Origin of the sequence: Streptomyces sp. NPDC058662 (genome assembly GCF_042716255.1) — a bacterium.
Taxonomy (GTDB): Bacteria; Actinomycetota; Actinomycetes; order Streptomycetales; family Streptomycetaceae; genus Streptomyces.
Window position 1 is genome coordinate 1 of the sequence record NZ_JBHXRU010000110.1, and the last position, 19,425, is coordinate 19,425.

Sequence of the window (19,425 nt, forward strand, 5' to 3'; positions counted from 1 at the left end):
GGCCGAATCCAACTCGGCCAGGGGTAAGTGAACTGGCCAGCTTCTGTCAAGGAGTAGTCATGGCAGACCAATTCCGGGAGACGACCGTGCGCGTCGCCGGTGTCGATCACCGGGTCCGGACGAAGGTGGAGGGCCGGATCCGCACCGTGGCGCAGCTCGAATCCGCTCATACCAAGGCAGTCAAGGTGAAGCTCGCGCAGCTGCGCGGGGCCAACCTTCCCGCTTACCGGGCTGCGGTTGTTGCCGCTGAGGCGGCCTCGGAGCGGGTGGGGAAACGGTGGATGGAAGAGCAGGGCGCGGTTCGGGCGCGGGCGATCCTCCGGCGGGCCGAGCGCGGGACGTTTGTGTCCCACGCGTCCCCGTGGGCGGCGGCCCTCCGCCCGACACCCAAGTTCCGCTTCCCGGGCGAGGTTCCCGCCTGCCTTGTGGAGATCGAGGCCAACCGCTACGCGACGCCCGACGCGGCTCGGCAGCTGACACTGAGCGCCGGACGGCCCTGAAGCGTGCACACGGCCGGGGGCGGCTGGCCGCCCCTGGCCTGGAGGGCAGGTGCCCCGCTCCGGTAGGACCCTGCGCCTGGCTGTCAACACGCGCGGGGTCCAGCGTGCGGGGTGCGCGCCGGCGGCCGCCCGCCGGCCCTGAGTGGGTCACCTACTGCGTGCGGGTGGTCTGCAGGCCCCGGGGCGGGCGCGCGGCGGCCGCATCCCGCTGACCGATCCTGCTTGCTGTCGGGAGCATTCTGCTGCGCGGACCTCTCGCAGTGTGGCGGCGAGGTGGGGCCGTCCCGGCCCACGAATCTGACGTTGCGTCAGGTTTGAGGCGCGATCGGAACCTTCAGCGTGGAATCGCTCGACATCCGTGATGAATGACGCTTATAGTTGTCTCGATGGTCGGGGGTGGCATCCGATCGCTTCCAGCCGCTGCGCGAGCTGCCCAAACTGGCTCCGCGCCGGCGGTCGGCCAGCGGCCCGGCACCGCTGCACCGGGCGAAGGTCGCCGGGAGCGTGGCCCTGATCGAGTGACCGCCCTCCTTGCGAAGTGATGAGTTGTGTGTATAGTTGTCTTGTGGGTCGGCAGTGGCAGCCGACCTCCCCTGGAACCACGCAACTCGGAGGCACTTCATGAGCATGCAGACCCTCAGCACGTCCCGACTCGACGCCGTCGTGGCCGAGGGGACCGGACACGGCTTCGCCCGGATCCGCCTCTCCGACGGCCACGCGATCACCCTCAAGGTGCAGCCCGGCGCCCCCCTCGCGGAGGAGGTCCTTCTCGCTCCACCGTCCAGACCGTTCTGGAGCCGGGCACGGTCGTGCGTACCCCCCGCTACGACGAGGGCAAGAACACCGGCGAGCGCCGGGCCATCGTTGTCGGCCTCTGGAACGAGAACGACCCGAAGGCTGGATACAAGGTGTGGTTCTACACGCTCGGCGCACCCTCGTTCGCGCCGAGGACCCTCGGATTCGCGTTCGTCGGCGAGCCCACCGTGGTGGGCACGGTCGACGACATGTCCGAGCGCACGCTGATCCGCCTCCACCGGTGGCTGCGGGACCTCGACCAGTTCTCCAAGGCGCGGTACCGGATCCAGAAGGCGGGCGTTCGCAAGCGCGCGATCCGCCTGGGCCAGTAGGCCCGATGCCGGGGGCGGCCCCACCGCCCCCGGCCCTCCCCCTAGCTGGTCGGCCGTGGCAGCCGACCGGCACCGACAACACACCCCACGCCCAAGGAGCCCCGTCATGGCCCGTACCACCTTCGTCGCCTCCACCGGCTGCACCCGCACTAGCGAAACCCGCCACTACACCCACGCGGTCACCGTCGATCGCCGCGAGGGCGAGGGCCGCATCGTGCACACCTGGTCGATGTCCGCGGCCAACGTCGCCAAGGCGGCCCGGACCGCCGAGCGCGCGGGCTGGAAGAACATCGCGGTCGAGGAAGTCACCGTCCAGGCCAAGCCGGTCCGCACTCGTCAGACGACCCCCGCCCGGACGCCCGCCGAGGCGCGGCCGGCCCCGGCCGAGGAGCGCGCGCCGCTCGCCCTGTACTCCGTCCGCCCGGCGGCGGGCGGGGGCTTCGACGTCGTCAACAATTCCGGCCTGGTCGTGTCGGGCGACTGGCAGAGCGAGGCCAGCGCCCAGGAGCGCGCCGAGTTCCTGAACGCCCAGGAGAACCGCAAGCGTGCCGAGGACGCCCTGACCGAGCCGCAGCGGCGGGCGTACGCCGTCGTCAAGCGCGACGGCGCGATCGGCGCCGGATACGGGCACAACCTCACCGCCGTCCGGAGCCTGCACGCCGCAGGCCTCGTCAAGCTCACCGAGTACGGCCCCGGCTCCTGGAACGCCGTCCACGTTCCGCCGCCCGCCGTCGGCCCGGCCGAGGCCCCTCCGGCGGCCGGTACGGGCGTACTGCCCCAGGACGCCGAACACCCGGCGGCCGCCGCCGCGGTGACCGCCCTGTCCGGACAGCCGCTCGCCGACGTCACCGGCCCCGACGACCTCGGCGAGGTGGCCGGCTACTGGGTCCGGCCGGACGGCACCAGCGGCCGCCTGGCCGTCGGCTGGGTCGAGGGCGGCAGGCTGACCACCAGCGCCGACGGGCGGCCGCCCCTGGCCGCGCTGAACGTCGCGAAGGAGCTGTTCGAGCGCACCGACGGCTGGCTCGTCGAACCCGGTGACCACTCGTACTTGCTCGTCTGCCACGTGCCGACCCTGGACGCCGCAGCCGCGCAGGGCGCCGCCGCCGAGCAGGCCCGGGGCGCGATCACCGACACCTGGACCATCACCCACACCGGCCTGCCCGAGGGCCGCACCTTCCTGCGGGTCGAGGCCCCCGACTCCGACGCGGCCTTCGCGGCCGCCCTGGCCACCCGCGGCGGCCGCCTGGTCCAGCAGGCGGGACACCGGCTCGGCGCGCGGCGTCTGCGCGAAGCGGACCTGGTCCGCACCGTCGGCGAGCGGGTCCGGCACGTGGCCAGCGGCCAGACCGGCACCGTCGAGGCGGTGGACGTACGGATGGCCGGCGCCCGGGCGTACCGGGACGGCGTAACCGTCGCCGTTGACGGCCGGTCCCGCAAGACCGCGCGCTCCCTGGAGTGGGAGCCCCTTTTGGCGGCCGAGGACCCAGAGGCTGCCTGCTGACGGCCCCCGCCCGGCCCCACGGGCCGGGCGGTCTCCTTCCCCTACGCCGCCATCGCGCGTCCGGGGTGCCGCGCCGAGGCGGCGCGCTGCCAAGGGCCATCCGCAACATCCCCGGTGTCGTGTGCGGATTTCTGTGAGGAACCACAGCGGGACTCTCTTGCGATGTGACGAATGGCGAGTATAGTTGTCTTCTGGTCGACGGTGGCAGTCGGTCGCACCGGACACACATCCTCGGACCCTTCGGAGAGACATGATCATCAGCACGCCGCTCCCCAACGCCCTGCACGCAGCTGCCCGTGCCCGCGCCATCGCCGGTATCGCCCGACGCAGGAGCGTGTTCCACCCGGCCGAGGAAGCGCTGACCACGGTCGCCGAACTCCTCGACGACGTCGCGCTGGCCTTCGAGACCGACCTCCCCCCAATCCTGGACGGTGTCGTCATCACCAACACGATCCCCTTCGACGCCTCCCTGCTCCTCTCCATCGCCGAAGACGTCATCGCCCACAACAAGGCGACCGGGCTCCCCGATTGCCTCGGCCAGTACGTCACCAGCGCCGTGTTCGGCACCCTCGAACTGCCCCGGCTCCTGCACCCCGTCAGCGCCCAGCTCGCTTCACGGGAGATCCACCTGCGCGTTGCCCTCCAGCTGCTTCACGAGCGCCGCCTGACGGGAGCCGGTGAGCGGCCGGAGGCGACGGCGTTCTACCTGGAAGCCGCATTCAAGCTCCACGTGAATTGGGCCCGCCTCGCGGCCGCCGTCGCCGTGGACAACGCCCGCCCCTGCAACCGGCCGACCGTCGCTCAGTAGGGCATCGCGCGACGCGAAGCGCCCCGCGCCCCGGCGTCCAGCCTTGTTCCGGGCCGGACGCCGGACCCTGGGCCACCTCGGCGGGGCCCAGGCCCCCCTCCACGCCTGCAGGCGCCCGGACTGTACCGCCTCGCGGATGGCCGCGAGGTTTGATCACCACCGCAAGGAGGTTGAGATGAACGAGGTCGTCTACGAGAAGTGCGCCAAGTGCCACTTCTTCATTGAAGAGACCGATGCCTCCGACGTTGCTGACGGTTGCGCGCCCTACATCCACCTCGACCGGGGTGATGCAGCAGACGAAGCGATCACCGGCTCGCATGACGCTGAGTCGTCTGGTGAGCGGGCGACGCTGGCCCACTGGCAGGAGTGCGGGCCCGAGGAGATGCGTAAGCGCTTTCACGGTGGGCGTCTCATGGGCGAGGCCCTCGATGCCCTCGCTCCAGGCGTAGTGCGGGCCAACGACCCCAACCGCAGCCGCTCCCGAAGGTGATGAACGGCGCCACAGAGTAGGTGGCGGTTCGAAGGTGCGCACCTGGGTTACCGAAACCCTCGGTCGTCGCCTTCGGGGCGGCATTGAGCCGCATCTCTGATCCGACCAATCGACCCTGCCGGGCGGCAGTGGCAGCCGCCCGGCGCCGAACTCACCACCCCGAACCGCGAGGAGATCCATGGACATGAACACCCGCCGCCGGCTGCTGGAGGGGATCCGGCGCGCCCACCAGGCCGACGCCGCGTACACCGCCGCCGACCGGGCCCGCGCCAGGGCGGCCAAGGCCGCCGCTGCCGCGCACACCCGCAGCACCCGCGACCCGCAGGACGACGCCGACGAGCTGGCGGCCGCGCATGCAGCGCATGCCGGTCTCGTCCACCGCGAGCAGGAGGCCCGAGCCAAGGTCCGCCGGACCTTCACCGCCGCCCGCGCGGCCAACCGCCGGGATCACAGCACGCGCCAGCCAGCACGCCGCTCTGCGAGACCTCACCGCGACCCTGCCTGAAGCCGTGATTAACCGACTTTTGGGGATCAGCATCTCTTCCGTTGACCGATGGAAGGCCGGCGGCCAGTGGGCTGCTTATGCGGCCGAGGTGGCCCGCCGAGGGACCACATCGCGCAAGTAGCTGATCCATTACTCGTCGATTGCGGGCCTGCTAAGGCTGTTTCGTTCGGATCTTGTCGGCCGAGCCCGTGTTGCGCATCTGGCGTTGCATCCAGGCTCGACACACGAAGCGTTCAACGCCGTACTCTGCGGGTCGTCCCACACCTTGCAGGAATTCGTGAATACCCTCGGTCTCGTCGCGAGCGGACCACGAACCCTGGTTCCAGCCACGTGGAGGACCCCCATGGGCCTGTATGTATTGCAAGGGAAGGATGACCCCTCCAGCACGGCGGCGGGGCTCGTAGCCGGAGGGTACGCAATCGACCCGCTTGTTCAGGCGGTCAATGACCTGGGGGGCCAGGCGCATGTCCTTCTGCTCACTACCGGATCCTACGATCTGTTCGGAGTGGTGGAGCTGCCGCACCATGAAGCTGCGATCGCCCTCCGCCTCTCGCAAGGTAGCTTGGGTCGAGATCTCGACCTAACGCCGGCCGTGCCGGTCTCTTCGTGGGCCGAAGTCATTGGGGAAATCGGAAAGATCACACTTCCTGTATGGGTTCCTCAGGACAGCAGTAGCTCGCAGGGGTCAGCGACTTCCACCAGCGACTCCGATGCTTAGCCCCGGAGACCGCGCATGGATCGTCCAACAGCGAGTAGAGCGGTTGCAGAGAGAGAACCCACTGCCTGTTACACCGACCTTCGTCCCGTCCACAGCTGACGTCATCGCCGCGAACTATCCAGCCCCGAACCCGGAGCAGTGGAAAGCTGAACTTGGGGCCTATCTGGACCCTACAAAGGCACCCCCTCCATCACCCAGCTTGATTCCACCATGGCCGCCACAATCAATCACGCAACCCGCCTCTCCGTCTGGCATGAGTTTTAATCTTCCGAAAGAGGCCACCGGCTGGAAGAACTACGAGGGATATAATCCATCGGGCGATATTCAGAAGCAGATGTTGGACGGGATCGGAGACGCAGTAGGCGAAGGCCTGACGGCTCTCTACACGGCATCGGGTTACCTCAACTGGGTGAAGACCGCACAGTATCCGTCATTTTGGGGTCCCATTCACGGCCTGGCAGATGTTGAGCACATGCTCAATGCTACGTATCACGCATACATGCAGGCGAGATTCCTGCCTCCCCGCACGAAACAAATCGCTGCCGAAAACATCTCCAAGGCCATGCTCTGGGTGCGAGAACAACGAGCCTGGCAAGCATCCCGAACCGGAGGAACCCCGGTTGCCTTCTAGTCCGACTGGACTCAGAGCGATCCCACCTTTAGCTCAAGAAGACGCCGAATCGCCGTCCTGGTTTTCGACACTGGAAGCGCCTCCGGATACCATCCCGCTCGTCAGGACGCGCTCCAGTTCGTCAAAACTCGCATCGCATGCCCGGAGGAAAGCCGCGATCAACCGGCGCATATGGCCGAACGAGTCCCGACCGAGCCCCAAACGCCCGGCCACGAGCGGATCAATGTCCCTACCCTTGACCAATCGCTCGAAAAGGAAGAGGTCGAGCTGGCGGGGAAGCGCACGCGCAACTGGGGCATCACTCTTGAGCCTCCAGCAGAGTTCCGCCAACGAGCTAGCGTATTGCGGTGGTTCGGGAAGGAATGCACCAATAGCCTCGGTGCGAATCTCGGGCGCAACCTTTGCAGCAGCGAGTACGCCAGCCATATATTTGTCTACGGCGTCCGAGATTTTCCTCATCTCGTGCATGGGGATAGCGCCTTCCGCCAGGCGCTCAGAAACAAGACCCTCCCAGTCGCTGCGATTAACAGTGACGGCAGTGGAAGCAGCTGCCACGAGTTTCAGAGTGAGGATGCTGACACTTTCAGCTGCCAGCCACCTGACGACTCGGGCTTCATCGTCCTGAATTCGCGGGGTCCAATGTTGACCAATACCCTGCAGCAGATCAATCAGCTGCTTAATGGCCAAGAAGGGTTCGAGGAACAGCACTTCCCCGCGGAGGAATTTGAAGGCCCGATCCAGTGCCGCTTCTCCGCGGCACAAGTCGCGGATCTCTCGCTCAAGGTGAAGGGCGCCAACGCCATGCGCTCCGAGATCTGTCAGTCTTCCGACGGCGTTGCCCTCGCGGCGCTCGAAGTCCTCAAGACTCTGCGCAGTTACGTCAAGGCTGCGACCGAGGTGCCTGATGCGGCCAGTGATACCCCTGGCCATCGTGAGCTCTGCGGCATCGGCACCGACAAGCTCGCGGAGCCCGCGAAGCCAGACGATGCGATCAAGCGGCTTCTCGGTGTTTTTGCCCGTGCCGGATTTCACTTCCCCGATGTATTTTACCTGGGAAAGGTGAGGCGTGAAGTCAAAGGCGAAGAGGTCGAGGTCGGTCACCACAAGCGGCTCTTGATAATGCCGCTCAAGATTGACTCCATACCGCGAATAGAACCCCTCCCAAAACCAGAGCTGGGCAACCCGCGCTTCCAGTAGTTCGCCGGCCTGAGGTGCCTTGGGCGCCGCAGGCCTGCTACCGCCCGAACGGGCTCTCGTGCCTGACTGCACGCTGGACCTCCTTCCTCAGTTCAAGAATCGCGGAGGTCGTGATCTCGTCACTGGCCGCGTCGTCCGTCAGCTTGGAGCGGTCTTCCTCCGGAGTGACGAACAGCCCGGGGGCGTTTTCCACCTTAAGAGAGGAAGACCCTCCGGGAATGCTCCCGACACTCGCCTTGAGCCAGTCGAGACCATCACTGATGATCTCTTTCTTGATCAGCCTGAGGAAGGCCCGCCCGTTGGGGAGTTCCTCAACACGTACGACGCCGGCGGCTTCCAAAAGATGATAGTCGGTGCCGATATTGGTAGCAGGACCGACTGAGCCAGCATTGAGGAGCTTCGAGACGAGCACTACCGGATCATTGATCCGGCCTCTGCCCAGCATGGCCTTCTCACGCCCGAAGAGGATATGGGCGATGAAGAGCTTACGCAGGTGCAATGCCTCAGTAGTCGTCGATTGGTCGTCTTTGGTCTGCACAAGCGGGGAGAAGACGTATGTCTGCCGGAGCGACGTCCCGGAAGCGTTTGACTTCACCGTGCCGGTCTGAATCAATCCGACCTTACGGGCACTCTTAAGGATGCTGGCGTCCCCGCCGACCGAGTCAAGGGTGGATCCCGGTCGTGTTGTCGCCTGCTCGCAGATAGAGAGGAGGGCGTCACGCTCTCCCGGGGGAAGGTTGCGAAGGAATGAGGCAATCTGGACCTGACTGGTACCCCAAACGTGAGGGTTAAAGACTACTTCTTCGTTCAGATCGCTTGATCGAACTCGGCGGTTGATCGACGTTGCCAGGGAGAGTTCGAATCCTCGGAGGGCGGCGGCGTCCGAGATCCCTCGCTTCACGATTTGGTCAAGGTGTTGGGTCTTGGTGAGCGGTGCCCATGATGCGATCTCGATGCTGTGAAGAAGGGCCAGCTCTTCCTCGGACGGTTTCAGTGTGTCCAATACCCTGAAGGTCTGCTGAATTACCGTTCCGGAGACCCCGACGAACTCCTCGATACTCTTGACTGTCCCGTCGGATTCAACTTCGAAGTCGATCACACCTACTTGCTTTAGTTGCGGGAGAACCTGGAGCGTTAGGACAGCCTCAGGAATCCCAGCCAACCTTGCGAACTGTCGGATAGCCGCCCGGTTGGTAATCCTGCCGTATCCGTGCATGCGGGAAGCGAAGTCCATTGCCTGGCCGGCCAAGAGCAGCGTTGCAATATCAGCCCGGACGACGTTGTTCGTCACCAGGGGAGCCTGTTGCTGCAGAAACAGGACTGCCCGCCCCAACCGACGCTCCGTCGCGACAGAGTCATTCTGCCCAGCCGTCGTCACGACACCCGCCCCCTTACCCCTCAGCGTGGCTCATCATCCTAGAGCGCCGGGGCCGCCGCTCTCAGCTGTTTCTTCAGCACCCATCCGCCAGGCCCTGGGCCATCCCGGCCTCCGCGGCTGCTTCGCCCGCAGAGGCGCTCACGAGCCGTCAGACGCCCGCCCGAGCGGACTTCCACCCGCGGCTCCCACTGCGTGTCTCTGGGGGCATTGCGCAGCTTCTGATATCCGCCTCTACCAATAAGATCGCCGACGCCGCCCTGGAGTACCACCCCGTCTACGACGCGGTCATCCCCCGCCTGAGCTGCGTGTTCTGCGTGCTCGCTGGCCGGGACGTCCTGGTGCGCGCCGTACGGCTGTGCTGGGCCCTTGGCCTGGACCTGCCCGCCCGGTACGTCGCCCTGGAGGAGCACATCGGCCACAAGTTCCGGGAGAAGCTCAGCGTCGCCGAGATCGTCGCCGAGGCCGCCCGCGTCGAGGCGGAGGAAGGCCCTCTGGTGTGGGCGCGCGGGGATGCGCTGCGGCGCCACGTCGGCGAGGAAGCCGCGGCCGACTACCTCCGCCGGCTGGCCCTGGCGCTGGCTGCCTGACCGTCGGAGGGTGGTGCAGGCGCGGGACTGCGCCACCGACGGCGGGGCCGCCCCGCCGGACAAGGCCGTCCCGGACGTTCCGGGCGGCCGCGCCGGAGGGCTGCTGAGCTGCGGGATTTCGGCGATCTGGGGGCTGCACCTGCCATGGAAGTGATGAGTGTCGGGTATAGTTGTCTCATGGTCGGTGGTGGCAGCCGACCAACCCAACCGAACTCACACCCAGGAGAGTCATGACCCGATCGTCCTCCCCGAAGACCGGCTCCGTCCGCACCCGCGTCACGATCGACGGAATCCCCGCCTACCCCGCCGTCGTCGACCCGGCCGACCGCTGGAACGGCTTCGTCTCCCCATTCTTCACCCTCGACACCGTCCGCCTGCTCTCCGCCGAGACCCTCAAGGACGCCGCCAAGTACGGCTACGACTGCGCCGACACCATCCACGTCATCGACGGCGGCACGGACAGCAACGGCGCCCCGCGAGCGGTCGTCCTCCACATCCGCTGGATGTACCTCGAAGACGAGGGCCCGGCCCAAGTCACCTCCGTCATCAACCCTCGGGAGGAGGACGGCCTCTACGGCATCGGCGGCTGGGAGTGGACGTGGTCCATCTCCACCTGGGACTGCGAGTGCAGCAGCTGGTACTTCCACGAGACCGAGCCCTGCCCGAACTGCGGCGGCGAACGCCCCAGCCGCTTCGAGCTGGCTGCCTGAGCCGTGCCCATCAACACCGCGCCCCAGCCCTCCACCTGCCTGGTTCTCGACCCGGAGGGCCGTGGCACCGTCCTCCAGGTCACCTCCGTGCACAACCTCGACGGCGAGACCCTCGCCGAACGCCTCTACGAGGCCTACGCCATGACCACTGAGAGCAACGCGGAATTGCCCGAGGAGATCACCACCGAGACCCTCATGGCCGCGCTCGGCGAGCAGATCGCCAACTGCGCGGAGGGCTGGCACACCTGGGCCACTGAGCCGACGCAGCAGGCCTGGGACACCGTCCGGCCCTGGGCCGAACGGCAGGTCCGCCGCCTGTTCCCGGGCCTGACCTGGCGCGTCGAGCCGGACCGCCAGTTCCTGCCGCCCAACAGCTGAACCATCCCACCGGCGGGGCGGCGGACCCACAGCGGCCGCCGTCCCGCCTCGGCGCCCCCTGCCACACCGGCCCCGAAGCGCGACCGCGCGCCCGATGCGCTACGTCGCCGCTGCCCACCCCGGGCGGACCTCCGCACTCCCCCGCTGAACCCGAACCGGAGATCGCCGCCCATCTCCAGCTTCACCGGACCAACCGTCCGACTGATCAATATCGTTCTGAGTAGCCGTCCGGGGACACCGGACAGGAACAGGGAGGGACACGTGGATCGACACGAGAAGAAGCGGCTCCGCGACTACATCGGCGAGCATCTGAACATCTCCGGCACGCGCCTGACGGATGACGAGGCGATGTTCCTGGGCAACTTCCTCGACGAGTACGACAAGACCTACAGGGGACGCGTTGTCAGGCCCCACCCCAGGACCCGTGACGGCTGGGGCTCCGACGGGAAATACACAATGCGCGAGACGTTCACCTACACGTTCACCGACGACGTCGGCATCCGCGAGGACTACGAATACCAGGACGACGACGGGCTGAGGAGGACGTCAACGAAGGTGATCAAGGACGCCCGAGGGATCCTGAACTGGTTCAGAGAGCACCACAAGGCCAGGACCTAGCGGCCCAAACGCTGGGCGATGACGCCAGGAACCCGCTCCCCGCAACGGCGAACCACGCGCGGGTTCCGGCTTCGGCGCGCTCAGGAATCTGCGAACTGGCGCGCTTCACCCCGCAGCGGCGCCAAGGCGCCCACCAAGGACAGCCCTGCCGGCCCGCGACCTCTACACAGGCAGCTATCACCTCCTGTGTCGGCAGGCAGCCGAGCGCCTCGCCGGCGCCACCGGAGGCGTCGTCGTCCTCTCCGCGCAGCACGGCTTCGTCACGCTCGACGAGCCGCTCTTCCCGTACGACCTGCGTAAGGGCCAGCCCGGCTCCGCCACCACCGAGCTGCTCGCCGGCCAGGCGGCCCAGCTCGGCATCCTGCCCGGCCCGCGGCCGGTCGTCGCCCTCGGCGCGGCCGCGCCTACGTCCAGGCCGTCACGCAGCTGCGCCCGGACACCCTGCAGCCGCTCGCCGGGTGCCGAGGCATTGGGGAGCAGCGCGCCCGCCTTGCCCGGCTGGCGCGAGCCGAGCAGCCGCTCGAAGTGCTCCGCCAGCTGACCACCACGGCCGCGCCGACGGCCTGAAAGCCGACAACCGACTGGCCTCGCCCAATTCAGGGCGGGGCCAGTTCTGCGTAGCGGGAGCGGCGAACTCGGGTGGTCTGAGCAGCGAAAACAGGTCCGAGGACTTCCCGAATGTGATGAGTGAATGCTATAGTTGTCTTGTGGTCGACGGTGGCAGTCGACCGAAACCGGAAACCCACACACCCTGGAGAACCGCATGCCCCTGGACTTCACCCACCCGCACGAATTCAGCTGCTTCGGCACCCTCCACCCCGACCACCTCGTGGCGTGGTCCTTCGGGGACCCCCACATCGAGTGGGAGCTCACCGGCCTCTTCTCCGGCCCCGGCGCCTACTCCACCGTTCCGCTCGACGCCGAGACGGACATGCACTACCACCCCGGCGACCAGGGCGCCCCCAACACCGTGGCGCAGCACCTCGCCGCCCGCTACGGCTTCGACGGCCTCGACGTCCGGGGCCCTGTCCACTTCACCGGCCCGAGCGGCGAGACCGACCACGCCCTGGGCATCGCTCCGGACGCCTTCGACGTCCTCTACGCGCGGGTCAAGGACATCTGCGCAGACCTCGGCGTCCGCACCTGGTGCAAGCTCCACCCCGGCGACACCGTCAGCGTCCGCTACACAGACCTGGAACGCGGCGACGTCTACTGGTTCCTGAACACCCCCCACCGCTTTCAGGGCTTCAGGGATTTCCCCGCCGACAGCAAGACGCTGGAGTTCATCCCGGACGCCCGCGTCCTGGTCTGTGACGACGAGTTCGAGGTGACCGCCTACGGCACCTACGAGTGCCGCGCGGACCGCGCGCCCGCCGGGTACTGGCAGCGCACCGGCAACCAGCTCCTCAGCGCCTGACCCGCCCCTCCCCCGGCCCGGCGCCGGGGGAGGGGTTCCCAGCCGACGGCCGGCCGGTACCGCCGGCCCTCCACACCCCCCAGGAGGAACGATGCACACCACCCTTCAGCAGTGCCAGGACGCACTCGAAGCCGCCCAGGACCAGGCACAGGGCCTGACCCGAACCCTCACCGCCACCCTCGCCCACATGCACCCGCATGCCGCCTACCTGGTGCTGCGCCGCGACGCCCGCTCCGGCGAACTCCACCTCGACAGCCTCCGCACCGCCGCCGGCGGCACGCAGTGCGACTTCGACGACCTGGCCCGGCTCCCCGAGGTCACCAACCCTGAACTGCGGACGGCCTGGGGCAGGACCGACCCGCGCGACCCTTTGGCCCTGCTTCAGGTCCTACGCGACCTCGACCGCCTCGGCACCCCGTTCGGCCGGCTCCCCGACGCCGCCCAGGAGCAGGCCGACCCGTACGAGGACACGGCGGCCCTGCTGTGCCTCGTGGTCAACGCCGACGCGCCCGAGCCCGAGGGCCACGACCGGGAAGTGACCGCGCGCCTCGCCCTGACCGTGACCGAGGAGGTCACCTACGAGTTCACCACCGAGGTCCAGCTCCCCGCGTACATCGCCAACAACCCGAGCGCCCTCCACGGCTACCTCGCCGACAACGAGGACCTCTGGCTCGACGACCTCGACCCCGTCAGTGGCGTCACCATCAACGAGCGCAGCCTGGACGACGTCGCACTCACCCTCGCCGCCTAGACCTCCCACGACCGCACACGGGCGCTGAGGGCGCCCAGGAAGGCACGAAGCACATGCCGGAGTACAGCATCAGCTGGAACGTCGAGATCGACGCCGACACGCCCGTACACGCCGCCTTCGCGGCGCTGGCTCTCCAGTGCGACCCCACGTCCTGGGCCACGGTCTTCACCGTCCACACGGACGACGGTGACGTGGTCGTCGACCTCAACCCCCACCAGCCGGGCCCGCCGCGACTGAGCGGCCCCTGGACGCTGACCGCATAGCCCCCGCACCTCTTCGCGCCCCGGCACGGCCCCCAGCTGCGCCGGGGCGCAGTCGTGCCCGGCCGCAGGACATCTCGCCGGCCGTGGGGGCAGCCGGGCGTTCCCTCCAGGCCTGTGGACGCGGCCGGCGCGCCGCCGGCCCGGCCGGGGAGCCTCCACCGCGGTCGGCTCCGGCCCGCCGCCGGCCGCTTCGACGCCGGCGCCCTGGGGCTCAGGACGGGCCGGCGGCGTGCGCGCGAACTCCGCCGGCGGCCCTCGGGCATGCCGCTGAACAGGGGAAATAGAGGCCTGCGACGTTCCTGAAGTGACGTGTAGTTGGTATAGTTGAATCGTAGGTCGGCGGTGGCAGTCGACCCGCACCGAAAACCAACTCCCAGGAAAGGGGACCCCCATGCCCACCCTCCTTCAGGACGGCTACGCCCTGCGGGTCGAGCCCACCGGCGGATTCAGCCTGCTCGACTGGGACGCCGACACCTGCCCGCAGGACGCGCTCGGCGCCGACCAGGTCCGTTCCGTCGACCTGACCACCCAGCTGATCATGTGGACCGACGAGCTGGCCGTCCCTCACGGCCTCCCCGCCAACGCCCCCGCGCGCCAGCTCCTCCGCGCCTACCAGGCCAACCCCAACCCCGTCTGCGGCGTGGCCGTCTTCACCGGATCCACGCGCGGCGGAGCGCTGCTCGGCCTCACCGAGGACCAGGCGCTCATGCTCGTCGACCGCTACTTCAGCCGTCACCGCGACGTCCCCCGGCCGCGCCGCTAAGCGCAGGTCACCCCGGGCCCCGGAACCGAATTCCGGGGCCCTCGAATTCGACGAAAGGAAAACCCGTGAAATACACCATCATCGGAGACTGGTACGAAGTCTGGGATCTCGCCGATTCGTTCGCGGTCGTCGCCGAGGGAGCGGATTTCGAGGAGGCCAAGGCGAACGCGGCCGCCGCCGTGCTGGAAACCTTCCCGTGGCGCGCCGAGGAGGACGGCGAGACCCCCGAGACCCTCTGGGGAGGCGACAACGGCGCCTACGTCGTCGCCGCCTTCCTCGGAGACCTGGGCGCCCAGGCGGTCGACGCCGCGAGCTTCCGGCTGATCGCATGACCGCCACCGAGACGCAGACGTACACCGTCATCGGCCTGACCCTCGACGTCGACCGCACGGAGCTGCTCATTGTGGCCGTGGTCGCGGGCACCTTCGCCGACCAAGTCGAGCTGCTGGCCACCAGCGAGGAGGACTTCACCCGGTGGGCGGAGGAGTTCAACGCCCCCGACCCGGACACCGCCGCGGACCTGGCCTACGCGTTCTGCCGCGACTTCGGCTACGCCGAGGAAGACACCGCCGGGGAGTACCTCCAGCGGGTCCTGGCCGAGGCGGGCATCGAAGCCACCAGGGGCGCACACCCGGGCTCTGTCTGCTCCTGGATCGCCGTCCCCACCCCCGACGGCGGCGAGGTCCTGCTCACCGGCCAGGACAGGCACGAGGCCGAGGTGGACTACCCGCTGACGGATCACGCCGGTTGGCTCGCCTGCGTCTACGACGAGGACGGCGTCGAGTTCACCGTCCTGTACGACTCTCACACCCCCGACCTGGCCGCCGACACTGCCGCCGCCGTCGCGGCCGTACGCGCCAGCGTCACGACCGGCTAGACGCCCTCCCACCCTGCGCCCCCACCGTGGCCCCTGCCGCACGGTGGGGGCGCACTCGTGTTCCGGTCGGCAGGTGTACCGGGCAGCCCGTGGCGGACTCCCTCCCGCACCCTCCGCGCCGGCCGCGGCATGCTCCAGCCACGCCGGCCACGGCCACGGGAGAAGCACCGGCGGCGCCTACGCCGCCGGCGGAAGACGGGCGGGTGCCAATTCACCCAGGTGGGCGGGCTGATGAGGATACCAAAAGTGATTCACGTGTGTTATAGTTGTCTTGTTGGTCGGCGGTGGCGGTCGATCACAAACCGAATCCACGCACAGCCGTGAGGAGACACTCATGTCCGACACCCTGCTCCGCACCCTCGACCTCGTCGAGCCCGGCGACCTGGTCCTCTACCACGGCAGCAAGCCCGAGCACCACGGTTTCTACCTGGCCCGGCTGTGCGACTGCTTCTACTGCGGACGTGCGGACCACCTCGGGAGCGCCGACACCCGCTACCACCTCACCGACCCGTTCGCCGAGGACCCGGACGCCTGCGTGGTGCACCACGTGCGCCGCGCGTCCATCACCCGGTCGGCCGCCAACGCCTGACCCTCCCTCGGGGCGCAGCCACCCGGCTGCGCCCCGCCCCGGGCGGCGGGGAGTGGCACCCCGCCGCCGCCGAGAACACCGCTCACGAAAGGGCAGCCCATGACCGACAAGACCCTCATCGACGGCACCGCCAACCCGGACAGCCTGGGCCCCGACGCGATGCGCTGGACCCCCGAGCCGGAGCGGCCGGCCGTTTCCGTGGCCGACCTCTTCGGAGAGGTCATCCACGGGTACAGCCGAGCCGAAGCCCTTGCCGACGGAGTCCTGGTCGCCGTCGGCGACGACATCGCCCGCGAGGCCGGGTTCGGGGTCCCGGTGGCGCTCACCGCGGCCGCGTGGGCCGACTGCGTCGCCTGGACCGACGAGGACAACCGGCAGACCTACCAGGACGAGTCGGGCCGCCTCTGGGACGTGCTCTGGATGACCCACTACGCCATCCGGCGCTCCGACGGCGGGCCGTCCTGCACAGTCGAGCTCTACCGGGTCCCGCGCGACGGAGAGAGCCACGAGAGCGAGCAGACATGGCTGCTCGTCACATGTGGGCCTGGCGACGACAGGGAGCCCGTGATCACCATCTCCCTGCCCGACGAGGACTGACCGCCGGACAGCAGCGCCCCACCCCTTCCCGGCTAGGGGTGGGGCGCTGTGTGTTCGCAGCCCTTCTCACGGGCGGACATTCCCCGGAAAAGAGCCATGCCGCCTCCCCAGAAGTGGTGAATGTGAGTTATAGTTGTCTTGTTGGTCGGTGGTGGCAGCCGACCAGGGAACCGGAAACAGACCGAGAGGAACCGGCATGGCAATCACGTCGTACAACCAGACCCCGTACGAGATCCAGCGCGCCGCCGCGCTGTTTATGGGCTTCCTCGATGCGGCGGGGGACGGTTGTCACGTGCTCGTCGTCGCGGCATCGGCGAATGGTGACTCCCTCGGGATGGCCGTGCCGTTTCACAGCAAGGGCGAGACGACCGACCTGGACCCGGACGACGCCCTTGAGGCGATGAAGATCCTCACCCTCGCGGCGTCCGTCGGCGGGGGCGCGGTGATGCGCACGAACTTCGCCGACGAGACCTCCCGGGTGCGCGGCTGGAAGCTCGTCGAGTTCTACGCCAAGCCGCTCAACGCCGCCGAAATCTTCAACGCGTACTGCATGGACGCGAGGACGGGTGAGGTGATCGCTCCGGAGTTGGGCGTGGAGTACGTGGCTGCGCCTCGTCTGAGGGTCTGATCTGGGGCTCTGGGTGCGGGCGGAGCGGCCCGCACCCAGATGCGCAGGCCGGGCCCGGGGCGCGGCCCTGCGCCGTCCACTCGGCCCTGCATGGGCTGCGCGGCCGGCCCGGCTGGCAGCGGCGAGTTGACCCGCTTACGGGCAGCCGGCCTGGTCAGATTCGGTTGCCGATGAGCCGGATGCCTGGACGGGAGGTGCGGTCCGGTGACCTGGGGGATCCCATTCGTGGGCTCCCCTTGTGGCGTGTGCCGACCAAACATAATGCATCCCCTTGAAATGCATTCACAGAGAATGCATAATGGTGGTGGGTGATGCACCGCCGCACGGTGGTCGACCCGGATTCGGGCATAGACCGAGAGGAATCGTCATGCACGTCATCAAGCTCCCGCACCACTGCTCGTGGCTCGCCTCCGACCTCATGAGCGACATCTTCGACGCGGTGGAGGACGGTGGTTGTCACACGCTGGCGATGTCCGCAGACGGCCCCGGGGGACGCCTGGCCGTCGCGGTGACGTTCGACAAAGAAGGCAAGGAGGTTGGCGTAGACCCCGAAGGCATCGAAGACATCATGTTCCTCCTGCGTCTCGCTGTCGTTGTGGGCGGTGAGGCCGTGATTCGGACGGGTTCTGCCGACGGCACGGCCCGAGTGTTCGGCTGGCGGATCCTCGACTTTGACACCGTGCCGCTCCCCGCCTCTCAGCTGGCCGTCACTTACCGTCAATTCGCCCCTGTCACCGGGGAGGCAGGGGCGGGGGTGGAGTACGTCGAGGCTCCCGCACTGGAAGCCTGAGAGGGCGATGAGGCGGGCGGGACGACAGTTTCGGACCCCACGGGCGGTGTCGGGGGGCAGGCGGATCGGCGGCGCGCACCTCTGCGGATCCGCCAGCTCGGCAAGAAGGACCCACACACGCGATGATGAATGTGTGGTATAGTTGTCTTGTTGGTCGGGGTGGCAACCGGCTGACACCGAAAACTCACCCCTGCGAGAGATGGAGTCGCCATGACCATCATGCCGTCCGCCCTGCTCATCACCCCCGAGGCTGACATCGTCCCGGTCGACCTGCCCGCCGACAGCGGGGACCGGCTGGCCGTCATGTACTCCGTGATCCGCTGCCGGAATGTGGACGTGGTGGCGCTGACCGACCAGCTGGACATGTGGCTGGATGACGAGGGCCTTTACTCCCAGCCGGTCAACCCGGTGGCAACGGCGCTCGCGCGGCGCTTCGGCCGGACTTACCAGAGTTACCACGGCCCCGTCCTGCTGACCGGAGGAGCGGACGAAGAGGGCGAGACCGTGCCGCTCAGCAAGGACAAGGTGCTCGCTCTGCTGGCGAGCCTCACAGACCTCTGACAGAACCCCTGCGGGGAGCAGCCGGAAGGCTGCTCCCCGGCATCACCGGACAGGAAACGAAGGCCATGGCGAAGCGTAGGAACATTCCGAAGAAGTGGCGATGCAAGTCCTGCCGGAGTGGGCGGTACGTCGTCCCCCCCTGGTACTTCGAAGGAGTGAGTGATCCGAACCACGGCTACATCTGCAACCGGTGCGGCCATTTGCAGACGGCGCGTGAGATCGGCGTGTAGCCACTGCGAGAAGTAGGTTAGTGGCGGGGTGTTTTGACGATGTGATAGCCGAGTGAGGGAGGCCCGGAAGGGCCTCCTTTTTCTTTTCCGGGGTGTCCTCATATTAGGTTTCCATTTCCTGACGTATCATCAGATTCAGAGAGTGTGACGGTCCGTCCGTGATGCACTCCGGAGATATCGGAACGGATCACCAACGGCGGAGTATGGCAAATTTCAAGGTCCTTGAATTCGGCCGTAAGGCCGCCCAAGAATTCAGGCACACACGCTCCCCGTGAATCCGGACGCCCGTGAGGGCGTCCACCCCGGACACGGCGCCCGGAAGGGCGCTGAAACCCCCTCAGCAAAACACACCATCACCCCCGCACCCGAACACCCCCACCCCACCCCCGGACACCCGCACACGCCCCCTCTCACCCCCACGCCCCGACAGGGGCCCACACCCCCACCCAACCACCACCAACCCCCCAATCAGGCACCACACATGACACCAAACCCCAGACCCTAGCCACACCCCCACAACGAAACACCCCCACACACCCCAAGCCTCGAAGGGGCCCACACCCCCACCCCACCCGCCGGCAGGCGGGTCCCACCCCACAACCAACACCCCATCAATTCCCGCAACGCGGGAATCCAAAAAGCCTGAAAAGGCTTTCAAAACCCACTATTAGGAATTGCCGAAAGGCAATTTAAACCCGCCCAACAAAACCCCCGAAGGGGGTTGACCGGAACCACCACGAATTCCCCGAAGGGGAATTCGTGCGGAATTCCGCCGAAAGGCGGAATTCGAAAGGGGCATTTATGCCCC

At 67.8% G+C, this 19,425-nt stretch carries 27 protein-coding genes; 25 read left to right on the forward strand and 2 right to left on the reverse strand.

Annotated elements, in window-relative coordinates:
- Positions 1-59: 59 nt before the first annotated feature.
- From ACFWUQ_RS27070 to ACFWUQ_RS27105, 8 genes are all read left to right on the forward strand, one after another.
- Positions 60-500: a hypothetical protein gene (locus ACFWUQ_RS27070; protein WP_384543101.1), complete on the forward strand. Its 441-nt coding sequence runs from the start codon at positions 60-62 to the stop codon at positions 498-500.
- 396 nt (positions 501-896) lie between these two features.
- Complete coding sequence (locus ACFWUQ_RS27075; protein ID WP_384543104.1) at positions 897-1,022, forward strand: hypothetical protein; 126 nt, start codon at positions 897-899, stop codon at positions 1,020-1,022.
- Positions 1,023-1,291: 269 nt separating this feature from the next.
- Entirely contained in the window at positions 1,292-1,627 is a 336-nt protein-coding gene (locus tag ACFWUQ_RS27080) for a DUF6409 family protein (protein WP_384543161.1), read from the forward strand.
- A 106-nt stretch (positions 1,628-1,733) separates the two neighbouring features.
- Complete coding sequence (locus tag ACFWUQ_RS27085; protein ID WP_384543106.1) at positions 1,734-3,131, forward strand: hypothetical protein; 1,398 nt, start codon at positions 1,734-1,736, stop codon at positions 3,129-3,131.
- Between the two features lie 250 nt (positions 3,132-3,381).
- Entirely contained in the window at positions 3,382-3,939 is a 558-nt protein-coding gene (locus ACFWUQ_RS27090; protein ID WP_384543109.1) for a hypothetical protein, read from the forward strand.
- A gap of 175 nt (positions 3,940-4,114) precedes the next feature.
- Positions 4,115-4,429, forward strand: coding sequence for a hypothetical protein (locus ACFWUQ_RS27095; RefSeq protein ID WP_384543112.1), 315 nt, complete (start codon positions 4,115-4,117; stop codon positions 4,427-4,429).
- A 178-nt stretch (positions 4,430-4,607) separates the two neighbouring features.
- Positions 4,608-4,934 (forward strand): hypothetical protein, encoded by a 327-nt coding sequence (locus tag ACFWUQ_RS27100; RefSeq protein WP_384543115.1) that lies wholly within the window; start codon positions 4,608-4,610, stop codon positions 4,932-4,934.
- 971 nt (positions 4,935-5,905) lie between these two features.
- Entirely contained in the window at positions 5,906-6,283 is a 378-nt protein-coding gene (locus tag ACFWUQ_RS27105) for a hypothetical protein (RefSeq protein ID WP_384543118.1), read from the forward strand.
- A 33-nt stretch (positions 6,284-6,316) separates the two neighbouring features.
- Here the strand turns inward: ACFWUQ_RS27105 and ACFWUQ_RS27110 are convergent, their stop codons facing one another.
- Together ACFWUQ_RS27110 and ACFWUQ_RS27115 are read right to left on the reverse strand one after the other, a co-directional pair.
- Positions 6,317-7,552, reverse strand: coding sequence for a hypothetical protein (locus ACFWUQ_RS27110; protein ID WP_384543121.1), 1,236 nt, complete (start codon positions 7,550-7,552; stop codon positions 6,317-6,319).
- A complete protein-coding gene (locus tag ACFWUQ_RS27115; RefSeq protein ID WP_384543124.1) occupies positions 7,518-8,771 on the reverse strand; it encodes a hypothetical protein in 1,254 nt (417 codons plus the stop codon). Before ACFWUQ_RS27115 ends, ACFWUQ_RS27110 begins: the two co-directional genes overlap by 35 nt.
- Before the next feature lie 401 nt (positions 8,772-9,172).
- On the opposite strand from ACFWUQ_RS27115, the gene ACFWUQ_RS27120 reads away from it, so the two are divergent.
- The 17 genes from ACFWUQ_RS27120 to ACFWUQ_RS27200 all read left to right on the forward strand — a co-directional run bounded on the left by ACFWUQ_RS27120 (position 9,173) and on the right by ACFWUQ_RS27200 (position 18,387).
- Entirely contained in the window at positions 9,173-9,445 is a 273-nt protein-coding gene (locus tag ACFWUQ_RS27120) for a hypothetical protein (protein ID WP_384543127.1), read from the forward strand.
- Between the two features lie 10 nt (positions 9,446-9,455).
- Entirely contained in the window at positions 9,456-9,599 is a 144-nt protein-coding gene (locus tag ACFWUQ_RS27125; protein ID WP_384543130.1) for a hypothetical protein, read from the forward strand.
- 76 nt (positions 9,600-9,675) lie between these two features.
- Entirely contained in the window at positions 9,676-10,155 is a 480-nt protein-coding gene (locus ACFWUQ_RS27130) for a hypothetical protein (RefSeq protein WP_384543132.1), read from the forward strand.
- A 3-nt stretch (positions 10,156-10,158) separates the two neighbouring features.
- Positions 10,159-10,533 carry a hypothetical protein gene (locus tag ACFWUQ_RS27135; protein WP_384543134.1) on the forward strand — a complete coding sequence of 125 codons (375 nt, stop codon included), beginning with the start codon at positions 10,159-10,161 and terminating at the stop codon, positions 10,531-10,533.
- Positions 10,534-10,794: 261 nt separating this feature from the next.
- Positions 10,795-11,151 (forward strand): hypothetical protein, encoded by a 357-nt coding sequence (locus tag ACFWUQ_RS27140; protein ID WP_384543136.1) that lies wholly within the window; start codon positions 10,795-10,797, stop codon positions 11,149-11,151.
- 145 nt (positions 11,152-11,296) lie between these two features.
- Complete coding sequence (locus ACFWUQ_RS27145) at positions 11,297-11,692, forward strand: hypothetical protein (protein WP_384543163.1); 396 nt, start codon at positions 11,297-11,299, stop codon at positions 11,690-11,692.
- 222 nt (positions 11,693-11,914) lie between these two features.
- Positions 11,915-12,568: a hypothetical protein gene (locus tag ACFWUQ_RS27150; RefSeq protein WP_384543139.1), complete on the forward strand. Its 654-nt coding sequence runs from the start codon at positions 11,915-11,917 to the stop codon at positions 12,566-12,568.
- A gap of 91 nt (positions 12,569-12,659) precedes the next feature.
- Positions 12,660-13,319 (forward strand): hypothetical protein, encoded by a 660-nt coding sequence (locus tag ACFWUQ_RS27155; protein WP_384543141.1) that lies wholly within the window; start codon positions 12,660-12,662, stop codon positions 13,317-13,319.
- A 53-nt stretch (positions 13,320-13,372) separates the two neighbouring features.
- Positions 13,373-13,582, forward strand: a complete 210-nt coding sequence (locus ACFWUQ_RS27160) for a hypothetical protein (protein ID WP_384543144.1) — start codon at positions 13,373-13,375, stop codon at positions 13,580-13,582.
- Positions 13,583-13,973: 391 nt separating this feature from the next.
- Positions 13,974-14,345, forward strand: coding sequence for a DUF3846 domain-containing protein (locus tag ACFWUQ_RS27165; RefSeq protein WP_384543146.1), 372 nt, complete (start codon positions 13,974-13,976; stop codon positions 14,343-14,345).
- A 65-nt stretch (positions 14,346-14,410) separates the two neighbouring features.
- Positions 14,411-14,677, forward strand: a complete 267-nt coding sequence (locus ACFWUQ_RS27170; protein ID WP_214943009.1) for a hypothetical protein — start codon at positions 14,411-14,413, stop codon at positions 14,675-14,677.
- Positions 14,674-15,222 carry a hypothetical protein gene (locus ACFWUQ_RS27175; RefSeq protein WP_384543149.1) on the forward strand — a complete coding sequence of 183 codons (549 nt, stop codon included), beginning with the start codon at positions 14,674-14,676 and terminating at the stop codon, positions 15,220-15,222. The genes ACFWUQ_RS27170 and ACFWUQ_RS27175 overlap by 4 nt, the downstream gene beginning before the upstream one ends.
- 334 nt (positions 15,223-15,556) lie before the next feature.
- The gene (locus tag ACFWUQ_RS27180) at positions 15,557-15,811 is read left to right on the forward strand and encodes a hypothetical protein (RefSeq protein WP_331745491.1); all 255 of its coding nucleotides are present in this window, start codon (positions 15,557-15,559) and stop codon (positions 15,809-15,811) included.
- A 99-nt stretch (positions 15,812-15,910) separates the two neighbouring features.
- Positions 15,911-16,408, forward strand: a complete 498-nt coding sequence (locus tag ACFWUQ_RS27185; RefSeq protein WP_384543152.1) for a DUF6573 family protein — start codon at positions 15,911-15,913, stop codon at positions 16,406-16,408.
- 196 nt (positions 16,409-16,604) lie between these two features.
- Positions 16,605-17,036 carry a hypothetical protein gene (locus ACFWUQ_RS27190; protein WP_384543154.1) on the forward strand — a complete coding sequence of 144 codons (432 nt, stop codon included), beginning with the start codon at positions 16,605-16,607 and terminating at the stop codon, positions 17,034-17,036.
- Between the two features lie 367 nt (positions 17,037-17,403).
- Positions 17,404-17,826 carry a hypothetical protein gene (locus ACFWUQ_RS27195; protein WP_384543156.1) on the forward strand — a complete coding sequence of 141 codons (423 nt, stop codon included), beginning with the start codon at positions 17,404-17,406 and terminating at the stop codon, positions 17,824-17,826.
- Between the two features lie 210 nt (positions 17,827-18,036).
- A complete protein-coding gene (locus ACFWUQ_RS27200) occupies positions 18,037-18,387 on the forward strand; it encodes a DUF3846 domain-containing protein (protein ID WP_384543159.1) in 351 nt (116 codons plus the stop codon).
- Positions 18,388-19,425 lie beyond the last annotated feature (1,038 nt).

Coding starts and splice junctions, on each gene's coding strand:
- ACFWUQ_RS27180 (WP_331745491.1), top strand. CDS start 15,557: ATGTCCGACACCCTGCTCCGCACCCTCGACCTCGTCGAGCCCGGCGAC.
- ACFWUQ_RS27160 (WP_384543144.1), top strand. CDS start 13,373: ATGCCGGAGTACAGCATCAGCTGGAACGTCGAGATCGACGCCGACACG.
- ACFWUQ_RS27150 (WP_384543139.1), top strand. CDS start 11,915: ATGCCCCTGGACTTCACCCACCCGCACGAATTCAGCTGCTTCGGCACC.
- ACFWUQ_RS27190 (WP_384543154.1), top strand. CDS start 16,605: ATGGCAATCACGTCGTACAACCAGACCCCGTACGAGATCCAGCGCGCC.
- ACFWUQ_RS27095 (WP_384543112.1), top strand. CDS start 4,115: ATGAACGAGGTCGTCTACGAGAAGTGCGCCAAGTGCCACTTCTTCATT.
- ACFWUQ_RS27090 (WP_384543109.1), top strand. CDS start 3,382: ATGATCATCAGCACGCCGCTCCCCAACGCCCTGCACGCAGCTGCCCGT.
- ACFWUQ_RS27165 (WP_384543146.1), top strand. CDS start 13,974: ATGCCCACCCTCCTTCAGGACGGCTACGCCCTGCGGGTCGAGCCCACC.
- ACFWUQ_RS27185 (WP_384543152.1), top strand. CDS start 15,911: ATGACCGACAAGACCCTCATCGACGGCACCGCCAACCCGGACAGCCTG.
- ACFWUQ_RS27085 (WP_384543106.1), top strand. CDS start 1,734: ATGGCCCGTACCACCTTCGTCGCCTCCACCGGCTGCACCCGCACTAGC.
- ACFWUQ_RS27200 (WP_384543159.1), top strand. CDS start 18,037: ATGACCATCATGCCGTCCGCCCTGCTCATCACCCCCGAGGCTGACATC.
- ACFWUQ_RS27175 (WP_384543149.1), top strand. CDS start 14,674: ATGACCGCCACCGAGACGCAGACGTACACCGTCATCGGCCTGACCCTC.
- ACFWUQ_RS27130 (WP_384543132.1), top strand. CDS start 9,676: ATGACCCGATCGTCCTCCCCGAAGACCGGCTCCGTCCGCACCCGCGTC.
- ACFWUQ_RS27195 (WP_384543156.1), top strand. CDS start 17,404: ATGCACGTCATCAAGCTCCCGCACCACTGCTCGTGGCTCGCCTCCGAC.
- ACFWUQ_RS27155 (WP_384543141.1), top strand. CDS start 12,660: ATGCACACCACCCTTCAGCAGTGCCAGGACGCACTCGAAGCCGCCCAG.
- ACFWUQ_RS27105 (WP_384543118.1), top strand. CDS start 5,906: ATGAGTTTTAATCTTCCGAAAGAGGCCACCGGCTGGAAGAACTACGAG.
- ACFWUQ_RS27070 (WP_384543101.1), top strand. CDS start 60: ATGGCAGACCAATTCCGGGAGACGACCGTGCGCGTCGCCGGTGTCGAT.
- ACFWUQ_RS27100 (WP_384543115.1), top strand. CDS start 4,608: ATGGACATGAACACCCGCCGCCGGCTGCTGGAGGGGATCCGGCGCGCC.